This is a genomic window from Serratia sp. NCCP-200, assembly GCF_059697885.1.
This window is the reverse complement of the sequence record NZ_BAAKUJ010000002.1, coordinates 651,592-664,127: the sequence shown is the minus strand read 5'-3', so window position 1 is coordinate 664,127 and position 12,536 is coordinate 651,592. Positions and strand designations below refer to the sequence as shown.

The following is a 12,536-nucleotide window of genomic DNA, read 5'->3' as shown; positions in this document are numbered from 1 at the left end:
TTTACCTGCGTTGCTCGTTTCTGTAGCAAAAGACCAGGGTGTTATCTTTAGCCGGGCTGCGCCAGCGCAGGGAAACATGCGGCTCACCGCCCTGAGCCAGCAGCCAGGTGTCATAGGCCCCCTCAAGCACCGTGGCAAAAGAGAGTGCCCAGACGTCCTCGTTGGCCGGATCTGCACTGTGCGGGTAGGCATAATGGGTCAGGATCATCTGTTCGCCATTCGCCTCAATCTGCACCCTCCCCCAGTCAAACTGACGTAGTAAGGCATTAAGAGCATCCTCCAACTCTCCCACCGTTTCCGCCTCCGGCAATGGCAGCTTCTTCGCCAGGTTGCTCCCCATCAAACGCAGAAAATCGCGGCTATCCGTATCATCAGCAGAAGCCAGGATGCCGGAGAACACCACTTCGATCAGATCCTGCCAACCCGCCTTAAACTGACGCTGGCGATAATAATCAAGCTCATACCAGGTAGTGTTAATATCTTGCATGGTTATTTTCCATCTAACAGATATTTAAAATAGAGCAAAGCCGTGCTCTCGGAATAGCTGCCGAAAGTGTCATAACCCAACTGCCCCCCAACCAACACGCTTGGCGTGACCTTATAGGTCCCCCCCGCCTTCAGGCTGTAGCCAATGCCACTCTTGTCCTCGCTGGCATATCTGGCCTCTTTGCCGTACCCCTGGCTCACCAGACTTTCCAACTGAGACTGGAGCTCCGGATCGTTCGGGTAGTACAGGCTTTCCTGATTGTTATAGGTCTGATAACCGACGTTGCCGCTCAGAATATAGGTGAAGTTATCCTGCTTTTTGGTGTACTCCACCGGCAGCGAGATGCTCAGATAGTCCTGCGGGCTGAAGTAACCCCCTTGGCCGTAGCTGAAATAGCTGAGGTTTTTGTCAAAATCCATGTAGTTGACGTTAACGCCCACCTTCAGCTCGCTATCATCATCCTTATAAGGACGGATGTAGGCTCCCAGGATGCCGGTCACGCTATGGTTATCCGCCACGTTATCACCCACGTAGCTGTAATATCCCGCGCCACCGTAAGCTCCGAGCACGCCATCATCGTATCCAAGATTTACGCCGCCGCCGTTTTTGGTCACCGCCCCCCATTTCTTGCCTGTGATGGTATCTTCGGTCCCGACATAGGAGAGCAGGCTATCTTTTACCGCGCGGCGTTCAAGCGTCATATCCAGCGTTGAGTGCTCGGTCAGCTTGGGTGACCATTTCACGCCACCCACCACCGAACTGATGCCGCTGCCCATTGGCGTACTGCCCACGTCCAGCTTATAGCTGTCGCCGCTTAACGCTAATGCCAGTTCAACCCCGGTATCTTGCTGCTGTCCCGGTGAGTCGGCATAGATATCGTTAGGGCCAAAGGTTTTCGGCTGCGTCACCAGGCCCGCCAGCGTCTGCCTTTCGTTAAAGGCCTGATCTTGCGCCACCGTGGCGGCGGCGCACTCTGGCGAAGTGGCGTCAATAGAACACAGGCTATCGCGGGTGGCATGCAGTTGCTGATAGCGCAGATCGGCGGCCTGTGCAGCAGCAATCGAGTTCTGTGAGGCAATGACGGAGGCCTGAGTTGCGGCCTCGATAGCCCTGGCCTGTTGCAGCGCCCCGGTACCAAAACGGCTGTTGGCGCTGTCGGATGGCGTACCAGATTTCAGCATCACTGGCGTCACATCAACACTGAGCCTGCCATTATCGAACGGCATGCCTGACAGAGTGATCGGGCTTCTCACTTCCGTGATATTACTCAGGCCATTTTCACCACTGCTGTTATCGCGCAGAGAAATGTTTCCCTGTACCCAAGTGGCAGTCTTGTCCTGCACCTCATCCATCAACTTATCAATCTGCTGCAAGGTCGGGTTTTTCACCACCGCCGCAGGAGCTCTGGCGTAACCCGGGGCAGCAACCTGCCAAGGCAGCACCTCACCGTAAGCCGAGGAGGAGGTATTCACGCTCGACGATGCCGTGCTCTGCGCGACAAACGGATTATCCGCCAGCCGCAAACCGCCAATCACTGCCGGCCCACCGCCTGGCGCACCTGTTACGCCATTGACCCGGTTTTTCGCCTCGCGCAGAAACACCATCGCCTGCGGATAGTTACCGTCCGCTTGAGCAACGCGTGCCGCCAGCAGCAACTGATCCGGCGTTTTAAGCGCAGGCAAGCCGCGCAGCAACTGTTTGGCCCGATCGACATCGCCTTCTGATAATGCGACCCCGACGGCACCTTCGCGCGCCCCCTGGTTCAGGCTGTCACGGCTGAGCAGGTAGTTGTAAACCTGCCCGGCCTCTTTGTTCATGTTGCCAGACTGATAGAGCCGCCCCATCGCCAGCATAATATCGGTATTTTGCGGATCGTTTTGCAGCGCGCCGATCAGCTTGTCATACGCGGCGCTGTACTGCCCTTGTAAACGCAGTTTATCCGCCTCATTGATCACGCTGCCGTTGCGCAGTTGGCCAATCTCGCGGATTGAACTGCGCGCCCGCAGCGCCGGGTTATTCAGCCAGGCATCGGCCTCCTGGCTTAATCCGGCCTGATTGAGCACCGCGATCTGGGCCGCGTAATCGCCCGCATTGCCTTTAACCCCGAGGCGCATGTTGTCACGCACCAGTTGGACCGCCGTTGAGGTGTCCCCCACCGTCATCAAATCTTTTGCCAGTTCCCCAAGGGCTGCGGGTTCAGTCGGCGGCTTCTGTGCCAGTTGCCGCAAGATGACCGCTGCGCTGGTGGTATTGCCCTGGCGAAGATAACTTTCTGCGCTGGCCCGCTGCTGGTTGGCCGACGCAGTGGCCGCCAGAGCCCGCATGCTGCTGCTCTGCCTCCCTTGCGGGATACGCGCCATCAGGGTGGACACGTTCAGCCAGTCGTTACGTTCTGAGGCAAACAGCGCTGCCGCGTACAGGCTGTCTGGCGAAGCGCCAACCTGCATCAGCGGAGAGATCAAGGTTTGCGCCTGCAACTCTTGCCCCTGTTTATTGAGGATGCGAGCCATATCCAGCCGCACCCAAACGTTCGATGGCTGCTTTTCCAGCGCCTGTTGCAGGATCATCATCGCTCGCTGCGGATCGCCATTCTGCATGGCGGCCTCGGCCTGCCTGCGCTGGGGATCGACATTCACCCCCACCACCGCCTGCGCGACTTTAGGCCGTTGTTCGGCTGGAATAGTTTGCAGTATCTGCGCAGCTTCCGCGCCTTTGTCACGCTGTTGCTGCAACAGATAATACAGCCCCAGCCTGGCATCATTATTCTGCGGATTTTGCGTCAACAAGCCGCGATACATCTGCTCAGACGCCGTGAAATCCCCTTTCTTACGAGCCAGATCGGCCCGGAACAGCGTCGCCGCATTGCCTTTATCCCCGGAGGCACGGCTCAGGGGGGCACTGATCGCCAGGGCTTCATCCAATTGCCCTGCGTTAGCAGCCTGCTTGGCTTTATCCAATGTCGCGTAAAACGCCGCTTCCTGAGCCAAGGCTCCCCACTGCGCACTCTGTGGGCCGCCCTGTTTTGCCGCCTGGGTGAGGTAGTTTTCTGCCTGCGCGAAGTCGCCGCTGCGCATCGCCGTAAATCCCATCCCGGCCAAAGCATCCGCATCATTCGGGTTGCTGGCCAGGATAGCGGCAAACTGGTCCTTGGCGCTGCCCAGATCCCCTTTATTCAGTTCGGAGAACCCAACGCCTTTAGCCGAGCCAGCAATATTCTGCTGATAATAGGCTGCCACGGCCTTGTCCGCCGGGTGCCGTTGCTGATAGGCATCATACAGCGGCTTATCAGCCGGAAGCGGAGCCAGCCACAGCAGCGCCTGTTTCAACGCCTGGTCCGCCTCATTATTGTTCGGGGCCATCGCTGCCAACATATCGATCCCCTCACGGCGGGTCGATTCCTGATAGGTCAGCACCTTGCCCAGTACCACGCGGGTTTGCGAGTCATTGGGTTGCATAGCCAGCCGCTGCTTGAGGCCATCAATCGCCTCCTGCCTGCCCGCCGGTGACCCCGCCAAGGTGAGGTAATACTCGTTGGCGAGGTTATCGATCGGTGTCTTACCGTTGAACACCGCCTGATAGGCCGCAGCCGCCTGGGCAAACTCCCCCTTGGCCGCCAGCTGCCGGGCCTGCGCCAACAGATTCTTGGAGACCGACGGAGCCGCTTCGGTGCTGCTCAATGCCTGGAGACGGGGATCGTTAGGCGCGACGGCACTCAGTTTTTTGCGCCAGATTTCGGCCTTGGCCTTATCCCCGCCCTGCAGGGCATACAGGGATAGCAGATACATCGCCTCGGCGTTGTTCTCGTCGATCAGCAGGACTTTCTGCAACGCCCCCTGGGCCAGTTCGTCATGCGACTTTTCATGCCAGTAGGCCGCCTGTTGAAACAGGGCTTTCAGCGCCGGGTTATTGTCATCCGCCAGCGCCGACACCGAAAAAATCGTCAGCCCGGCCAGAGAGACCCAATACAGTTTCTTTTTCAGCAATAGGTTCATTGGCGGCTCCTGTCTAGCTTCTGGTCGAGACGTGTTTTAACGTTCATCTTCTGCATCTCTCCCCAGGCGTTTGGCGGCGTGCTTGCGTAGCAAAATATACAGCCCCAGCCCCAACACCACGGAAATCCCCAAACCAGCCAGGGATAAAAGCACCACATGTTTACTGGCATACCAGATAAAGATCAGATACCAGGGCAGTTCCCCGCTCGGGAACTGTTCGCCAACCTGGAAACTGCGTACGCCGTTCTGATCGGTGATCACCGCCAGATCGCCACGCACCCCGGCGTTGATCCGGGCCGATTTCAGATCGCCATAGATCTTGTTCAAGCCATCGTCGGAAGAGGCGCTAGCCACCACCACCACCCGTTGCGGATCCCAACCGGAACGGAAGCTGAAAAATCCACGCCAGTCCGTCAATGAGGAGAGATAGCGATCGGCGTCGATGCCCTGGGTCCGCCAGTTACCTTTCAGGTAGGACTGCAATTTTTCCAGCGTAGACTGCGCCTTCACCACCAGCCCGCCGCTATCGTTTAGCGCAAAAGGCACCTGTTGCAACAGCCGCTGATAGAAGGCGCTCTGCGCCAGTGAGGCGACCACCAGCACGTCTTTGCCCTTGAAGTCGTCCAACTCGCTCTCGTTGCCCCGCAGGCCAAAGCGGATATCCACGTTGCCAATCGAGCTGCCGGTAGCCGCACCTGAGCGAGCGGTCAGGTTCAACAGCATGCGTACTTCGCTGGCCGTCGGTTTGTCCGCCATTAACAGCACGGTTTGCGAAAAATCTGCCAGCTTGGAGAATGGGAAGGAAGCCCCGACGTAATACGAGAGATTGGGCAACTCGGTGAAATGGTAGGTATCGCTCAGATCAATATACGAGTTGGGCCCGATATGGCTCTTGAGGGTATTACTATCCGCCGGATCGCAGGAGGTGCCGTTTTTCGGCACGATAGAGAAATAAAGCTCCAGCATGTTGTCGCCGTAAATCAGATACGGTGGCAGGGCCAAGGTGTATTGTTCCTGGCGAATATCGCCGCCAAACTGGTGCCACAGCAGCTCCAGCAGTCCGTGTTTGTTCACCGAAAGGTTACGCAGGAAGGTGCCGTTCAGCGTGGCGCTGAGCTGGGATTTATTCTCATCGATCCAGTTGTCGGTGGGGAAACGGTAGTTGATTTGCAGCGGGACGTTTCTACCATCCCACATAAACAGGTCCGGAGCGGCACGGAAAGCAATGCGCACCGCGTCATGGTAAACGCCTGTGACGGTCAGTTCCTCAGTACTGGCCACCAGCTTATCAAAGCTGACCGGCTTGCTGGTATCGATCCAGCGCGGGGCGTCGTAGGGCTGGCGCACCGGAATAGCCACCGGCTTCACCGCCAGCGAAGCAGTTTTCTCCGGCAACGGCTGGCTGACCAGACGATAGGCAACCTGTCGCATCTCGGTGGCGTTATGCCCCATCACCAGCAGCAGCTTGTAAACCGGATTCAGTGGATTATCAATCATCTGAATGGTCGGGCCATCGGCCTGTGGCAGAGTCAACTGGCCAATCTGCTCGCCGGGGCGCGCAAAGATAATGCCGTTCTGCTCAGGCAAGCTGTCCTGCAACACCTGGAAGTTCAGGTTGTTATGGCGCGTAATTTTCCCCAGATAAGAACTGACGATAGCGGCTGCAGCCACCTCTTCCGGCCGTTTTTCCTGGCCGAAGATCACGTCCACCAAGGTGGGTTGCATGGCCTGAGGATCGAAGAACGGATTAGGGAATCGGCCAAGGTTCGGGCTGATATTCAGCACCTGGTTTTCCAGATGCAACTGGCTGGTTGGCAGCACCTTGAGCCAATACTTATTGGCCGCCCCCTTTTCGCACAACATGGCCGCATTGCTGCCGTTGCCGATGCTGAAACTCATGTTGTTGCGCGCCACAATCATCGCGGCAGGGATCGGCACCTGCAAACTCACCTTAGCTTCTTGCAATTGGTTAAGCTTCTGGGTGCTCAAGGGTTGTCCATTGAGCATCAGTTGCAGCTCGGTATCGGTTCCCATCAGTGCTGGGGAGACCTCGAGATCCAGCACCAGATTGCCGTCCGTTACCACCCAATCTGAGGGTAAGGTAAAGGTGAAGCCGGACTGCTGCTGCCAGTTGCTCAACGTCAAGCCGTTGCTCTGCCCCATCTCGCCCACGCTGAGCGTGGAAGCGAGGGACTGATTGAAGACGGTAACCGGTGGTGTAGCGATATCAAGCGGAGCTGCTTGCGTAGCCGGTTGCTCAGCACTGCCCGGCACTGCACCCGCTGGTGGCGCATCTGTCGGGCGCGGCAAGGTAGGAAAACCTGGCATCTCGGCACCCTCGCTGGCATAGGGCGGCACAGGCTGCGGATCGGCAGCAATCGCGAGACCAGAAATCCCCATCCCCAACAGCAGGCCGCTGACCAGGGCAATAAGCGTAGATCTGCCTGTTGGCAACTTGGTATTCACCCGGCTCATAGGGCTTGTTCCTTATCCCGCTTTAGCTCAGGCCGTTTCTGCTGTTTTTTGGCCCGACGATCGCGCCAGGAAAAATAGAACAACTCGAAAATGCAGCGCAGGACGCCCAGCAACGAACGCAGTGGCCGATCCTGCGGGAAAGGTTTGGTTTGGATCCAGGCATCTGCCCGCGCCAATACCACCCGTACCAACTCCCGACGTTTTTCAATCGGCATCTCTTTGAACATTAACCGGGTCACCGACTTGTCGGCATCGATAAGCTCAACCGGGAAACAGACGGCGCCGGACTTGAGCGATATTTCCACCTCTTCGATCGGATCGTTGAGGAAACGTTCGTCCGGCGTTTTCAATTTGACCCCGCCCATCGAAAGATCCAGGGTTTCGGTACGCATCGCCGCGCCGCTGGCAAAATACAGCACCGCTGGCAAAGTGGCATCGATACGGATGGTTTTTCGGACCTGACGTGTTTCCCGCGCTACGGCAATGGCGGCCAGCAGGATAATCATGCTGAAGCTGGCCCAGGCAATATTTAGCCAGATAACCTGCGGGTTAGCGCCATAGTGATCCGGCATCACCAGACGGATCACGCCCCAGGCGGTACCGATTAACAGCAAGGACACGGCGATAATATGCGGCCGGACAATATGGGAGTCGAAATAGTTAACGTCCAGCAACGCGCCTTTATCCGTCACGTTAAACTTGCCGTGCTTTGGCGAGATCATCGTCAGCAGGGTCGGTATCACCAGATGGAAACACATCACCGTCTCATAAATCTCCCCCCAGAACGAATAGCGATAGCGTCCGTTGGCTCTGGAGTTGATATAGATCGACATCACCAGATGCGGTAACACATAGGCGAAAATCAGCCCGGCGGAGGAGGCGATGATATTGAGGTTGAACAGCAGATAAACCAGCGGTGCCACGCAGAATATCACCCTGGGTAAGCCGTACTGGAAATGCAGCATGGCGTTCAGATAGCATAAACGCTGCTGCCAGGTCAGGCCGCGCCCCAGCAAGGGATTATCCACCCGGAAGATCTGCGTCATGCCACGCGCCCAGCGGGTACGTTGGATCACGTGCAACCCCAAGCGTTCGGTGGCCAGCCCGGCGGCCAATGGCAATGCCAGGAATGCCGTGTTCCAGCCCCGGCGCTGCATCTTCAAGGCGGTGTGGGCATCTTCGGTCACGGTTTCTACCGCAAAACCGCCCACCTCTTCCAGCGCCGAACGGCGGATCACGGCACAGGAGCCACAGAAGAAAGTGGCGTTCCAGTTATCATTACCCTGTTGCACCGGCCCGTAGAACAGTGCGCCTTCGTTAGGGACTTTGCTCGCCTCTGACAGGTTGCGTTCAAACGGATCCGGGGAATAGAAGTAGTGCGGGGTCTGGATCAACGCCAGGCGCTCATCCACCAGGAAGCTGCCGACCGTCGCCTGCAAGAAGGCGCGGGTTGCCACGTGATCGCAGTCAAACACGGTGATCAATTCGCCGTGAGTCACTTTCATCGCGTTATTCAGATTGCCAGCTTTGGCATGGTGGTTATTGTTGCGGGTAATATAGCCTACGCCCGCATCGGCACAGAATACGGCAAACTCATTACGTTTGCCGTCATCCAGCACGTAGATTTTCATTTTGTCTTTCGGATAGTCAATGCACTGTGCTGCCAGGATGGTATCGCGCACCACGTCCATACTTTCGTTGTAAGTAGGAATATAGACATCTACCGTTGGCCATAGCGACGTGTCGTCGGGCAGCGGTTCAATAGTGCGTTTTAATGACCAGGTGGTCTGAATATAACCAAACAGCAATATCACCAGGGCATACAGCTCGGTGATAAACAGGGCAATACCTAGCACAGCCTCCAGAGTACTGTTGAAATGCAGGGTTTCTGTCGCGCGCCAGTAGATGTAACGTAATGACATCAGGGTCGACATCACAATCATTACCAGGGTAACTTTTTTGCTTTTACTTACCCCTAAAATAAATACGATCGCAATGCAGATCAGGCCAAAGATATACTGATTATCACTGCTCATGGGGGCAATGATAATCAACAGGATAAAAGGTAAGGCCAACAGCAGTAAGAAATAAAAGAGTATTTTATTCATAACCAACCAGACAATCCTTACGAAGAGCCATAAATAGACGTAGTATGATGATACGTCCCATCTCCAACACTAAGCCCTAAAATTACTGCGACCTTTTTACTGATCTGCTCAATATCAAATGCAGCGGCCGACACCGGGCTTATATCCATGATCGCCCGTTGCGATGCGTTGGCCTCTGGAACACACTCATCGCGGTGGATGGTTCCCAGCAGTTTGTCTTGCAAACGCTGCTCGAAGAATTGCGTCACGTCCCTGCTCAGGGTGCGCCGCATGTCACTCTGGTTTACCACGTAATACTCGCCAATTTCATTGCTGGCGGGCGCACTCATAAACTTATGCTGCTCAATTGTGGGCAATAAACTGAGCGACGCGGTATCGGCCAGCAACACCATAATGCGCATGTCCGCCGCGGCCTGCATGGCCTGCACTGCCGCGTTGCGCCCCGGCGGCATATCGGCGATCACTACCATGCCGGGGATCTTCAGCACCGCACTCAGGCCACGTTGAATAAACATGGGCTCATTGAGCAAATTGTCATCGAACTGAAGGCGCTGCTCATCGGTAACGTCACCGTAAGGTAAAACAAACAGGTTCGGCCCAACTTTGAGAATAAACTGGCTCCAATCGGATAAACTTGCCGACTGGGCAACAAAACCTCGGTTATCGGAAATGGGCACGCCAAAATGCAGCCTTAACGCATTCTGCGTGTCGAAGTCGACCACCAACACCTTACTGCCGCTACGGGCCAATGCGTAAGCCAGATTAGCAGTAACCGTGGTTTTCCCTACCCCTCCTTTCGGAGAACAAACACAGACTAACGGCATGAGGCAATAGACTCTAAAAGTGGTTTGAGTAATGTATTACGACCAGCATCCATCACATCACCGGCAGAGGACGTTTTCTTGCTGAACATCTGCTTAAAACGTTGGTTCTCTGGCTGCGGAGCGGACGGCGGAACGCTTGCTGGGGAATTAAAAGGGTTACCCTGAGCAAGAACGGCACGCGGGCTTTCCGGCTGGGCGGTTTTGGTGAGTTTAGACTCCACCGGTGGAGCAAAACGATCGAAATTATGAGGAATGTGGCCGGGCAAGGCGGTATTTTCTGTTATCACCGTCTTGGATTGCGCAGGAGGCTCGAACCCTAAAGGTGCATTGGAAGAGAGATCCGTACTAGTGATCGGCGTTGGCTGCGAGCTGCTGGTAGGGATGCCACCATTACCAGCCACCTGATCAACAATAGACCAGCGGTGCGGGGCCGATGCCACATCGTCGCGAGGAAATTCTTTATAATCAATATCTTTCAGATTCGTCTTATCTTTAAACCCTTGCACATCATCATATTTGCTCATAATCCAGACCTATAAGATTACACTTGGCACCGCATGAATACATAAAAATCACGAATGTAAAATAACGTGATCTATAACCCAAATACATAATAAAAAACCGTCTATGTATTTTAAGCGCTTCTCTTCTTATGGTTTAGATAGAGTAGCTTACAAGTCCTTTTTTACAACCAAGACGGAGAAAACCTCCGTCATCGATGGAAAGTCATGCAAGACCCCAAAGCTGATGAGTTGAGTGTAATCTACTTCTTTAAAGTTATACACCTGAGTTTTAAACGCTTTTACCCCGATTTATCACATATCCCACCAGCTTATGCCATAATTTAAGTGGTTAGTAATTTATAGCCTGTCATTTAAGATTTTTTTTACTAAAAATAACCCCGACAACAGTGATAAATACTCGGGGCAAAGGTATTCGCCCCTGGTAATAGAAATTAATAAGGCAGATTATCGCAGCCTGACCAGCCCCTGCTCCAATGTCTCCACTTGGCCGGTAGCGACCAGACAACAGGCAACCTGTCGAGCTATAGGCTCGGGAATGGCAACCTCACCAGCCAGACAACGTTCCGTCCAACGCGCCGTAGTTGCGGCATCCTTGGCGGCAGGCACCTCAGCTAACGCATCCTGTTCTGGCCGTTCCAGCAAAATCTGCTGCTGACCGCCGACGATATAGTGAATTTTTGGACAGCGTTGCGGATTGGCGTAAGCCTCCCCTTCGGTGCCATGCATCAGCAATCCCCGTGCACCGATCTGGCAGAAAAATGAGGCAACCCGCTCGACGTATTCCGGATGAGAAACGCTGGCGATGCGCAGCACGTCCTGCTCACCAAATGGCGTCGCCAATTTTGCCAGGGTGTGGGCGCTGTTACGCACGCCCATATTCCAGCGCAGGCCAAGCTGTTTTTCCAACGCTGGCGCAAGCGCCGACACGGGGATAAACACCGCATCTCCGCCGTCCAAACGCCGTTGGGCAGTCTGAGGATCTTCAGACCACGGCACCCCAAGCTCACGGAAAATCTCTGCGCTGGTGACACGCGTGCTGTCGTTCACTACGCCGTGAACCACGACCGGCAACCCTACCTTGGCCAGTAACAGCGCCAGTAACGGCGTCAGGTTGGCCTGTTTACGAGCGCCGTTGTAACTGGGTAGCACCACCGGCATCGGGCGGCCTTGTGGGAGTTGCAACTGCATCACCTGCTGTTGCATTGCCTGATAGAAACCAAGCATTTCCTCCTCGGCCTCTCCCTTGATACGCATGGAAATCAGGATGGCTCCCAACTCCAGGGGCGGCACGGCATCGGCCAGCATCGCCTGATAGAGTTCAAAAGCCGTTTGCCGATCCAGATCGCGCGCATGGTTCTTGCCACGGCCTATTTCTTTGATAATTTTGCTGTAATCCATCGTTCGCTCCGCTGATTCGGTTTGCGATAAGCATACCTTATCCGCGACGGCGCTCAACCCCGGTAGATTGGCCCTTACCAAGGTTGGCTAGACATAGCAAGATTTACCGCTATAGCGGAATAAGATAGTATCCGTAACCATACAATGGAATGATGTATTCCCCGTCGAACATGGAATGAAAAATGGAAATTTATCTCGTTCTGGCCGCGATAGCCGTGGTGTTGATCTGGGCCGTGATGACTTATAACCGCTTTATCTCACTGCGCCGTTTCAAAGACGACGCCTGGAGCGGTATAGCGGTGCAGCTCAAACGCCGTCACGACCTGGCCCCCAACCTGTTAAGCCTGGTGAGGCGCTATGCTGAGCACGAAAAAGATCTATTTGAGAGCCTCTCCCGCCAGCGTAGCGCTCTAGTTGGCAACACCCCTCAGGTTGCCGAGAGTGAAAAAGAGTTTTCTGGTGCCTTGAGCCGCATTTTTGCGCTGGCAGAAGCCTACCCGGAGCTGAAAGCCAACGAGAACTTCCTCTCCCTGCAACAATCTCTCGCAGAGATCGAAGAACAGCTGCAAATGGCACGCCGCTATTTCAACGGTACGGTGCGCGATTTCAATATTCTGGTGGAGTCGTTCCCCAGTTTAATCCTGGCCCGGCTGTTTAATTTTAAAGCGGATGCGTTCTTCGAACTCGAAGATCCCGAGGAAGCTAAAGTTCCACGGATGGACTAGCAC

8 protein-coding genes are annotated in these 12,536 nt (G+C 55.1%); 1 reads left to right on the top strand and 7 read right to left on the bottom strand.

The genetic code is table 11. The features are described from left to right. Position 1 precedes the first annotated feature (1 nt). The 7 genes from bcsD to ybiB all read right to left on the bottom strand — a co-directional run bounded on the left by bcsD (position 2) and on the right by ybiB (position 11,808). Positions 2 to 487 carry a cellulose biosynthesis protein BcsD gene (gene bcsD / locus AC6HVW_RS08430; RefSeq protein ID WP_071683268.1) on the bottom strand — a complete coding sequence of 162 codons (486 nt, stop codon included), beginning with the start codon at positions 485 to 487 and terminating at the stop codon, positions 2 to 4. Between the two features lie 2 nt (positions 488 to 489). Beyond that, on the bottom strand, positions 490 to 4,479 hold the full coding sequence (locus AC6HVW_RS08425; protein ID WP_071683267.1) for a cellulose biosynthesis protein BcsC: 3,990 nt from the start codon (positions 4,477 to 4,479) through the stop codon (positions 490 to 492). Positions 4,480 to 4,515: 36 nt separating this feature from the next. Further along, positions 4,516 to 6,954, bottom strand: a complete 2,439-nt coding sequence (gene bcsB, locus AC6HVW_RS08420; protein ID WP_222436372.1) for a cellulose biosynthesis cyclic di-GMP-binding regulatory protein BcsB — start codon at positions 6,952 to 6,954, stop codon at positions 4,516 to 4,518. Further along, on the bottom strand, positions 6,951 to 9,062 hold the full coding sequence (bcsA, locus tag AC6HVW_RS08415; RefSeq protein WP_071683266.1) for a UDP-forming cellulose synthase catalytic subunit: 2,112 nt from the start codon (positions 9,060 to 9,062) through the stop codon (positions 6,951 to 6,953). The genes bcsB and bcsA overlap by 4 nt, the downstream gene beginning before the upstream one ends. A gap of 17 nt (positions 9,063 to 9,079) precedes the next feature. Next, complete coding sequence (bcsQ, locus tag AC6HVW_RS08410; protein ID WP_071683265.1) at positions 9,080 to 9,886, bottom strand: cellulose biosynthesis protein BcsQ; 807 nt, start codon at positions 9,884 to 9,886, stop codon at positions 9,080 to 9,082. After that, positions 9,877 to 10,410 (bottom strand): cellulose biosynthesis protein BcsO, encoded by a 534-nt coding sequence (bcsO, locus tag AC6HVW_RS08405; RefSeq protein ID WP_071683264.1) that lies wholly within the window; start codon positions 10,408 to 10,410, stop codon positions 9,877 to 9,879. The genes bcsQ and bcsO overlap by 10 nt, the downstream gene beginning before the upstream one ends. A 444-nt stretch (positions 10,411 to 10,854) precedes the next feature. Further along, positions 10,855 to 11,808: a DNA-binding protein YbiB gene (gene ybiB / locus AC6HVW_RS08400; RefSeq protein WP_186486914.1), complete on the bottom strand. Its 954-nt coding sequence runs from the start codon at positions 11,806 to 11,808 to the stop codon at positions 10,855 to 10,857. A 182-nt stretch (positions 11,809 to 11,990) separates the two neighbouring features. On the opposite strand from ybiB, the gene AC6HVW_RS08395 reads away from it, so the two are divergent. After that, entirely contained in the window at positions 11,991 to 12,533 is a 543-nt protein-coding gene (locus AC6HVW_RS08395) for a LemA family protein (protein ID WP_071683262.1), read from the top strand. The last annotated feature ends 3 nt before the right edge of the window (positions 12,534 to 12,536 follow it).